The sequence below is a fragment of the Bradyrhizobium sp. CCBAU 25360 genome, from assembly GCF_028128695.1.
In the GTDB taxonomy this organism is placed as follows: domain Bacteria; phylum Pseudomonadota; class Alphaproteobacteria; order Rhizobiales; family Xanthobacteraceae; genus Bradyrhizobium; species Bradyrhizobium ottawaense.
This window is the reverse complement of the sequence record NZ_LBJA01000004.1, coordinates 1-351: the sequence shown is the minus strand read 5'-3', so window position 1 is coordinate 351 and position 351 is coordinate 1. Positions and strand designations below refer to the sequence as shown.

Annotated in this window: 1 pseudogene; it reads right to left on the bottom strand. The window is 65.2% G+C overall.

The annotated features are described in order from the left end of the window. A pseudogene (locus XH81_RS04730) lies at positions 1-182 on the bottom strand (group II intron reverse transcriptase/maturase); the annotation flags it as partial. Positions 183-351 lie beyond the last annotated feature (169 nt).

Genomic DNA, 351 nt, shown 5'->3' with positions numbered 1-351 from the left:
TCCGTCAGCCTCTCTTCGTACTTCGCCACCGTCACCCCATCGACCCCCGCGCTGGCCTGCCGCTTTTGTCGTCGAAACGCCCAAAGAAGAGCGTCGTCATCGACATGGTGCAGCAGGGCCGTGAACCGGGTTTGGGCAGCCTGCTTGGCTGCCGCGTTCACCCGCTTGAGGTTCGGCGGCAAGCTAACCCGGCTCTGTGTCCGGCCCCTGGCCTCCGCGCGCGCAGGCTCCCCTCGGGCTGGTCCCTTCCTTCCATGCGTCTCGTTACCTTCGACGACTTCACAGGTAGTATGGACCAGTCCGACTCCCGACCTCAGCTCGAACAACGGCTCTGGCAGTGCCTCGCCGCTG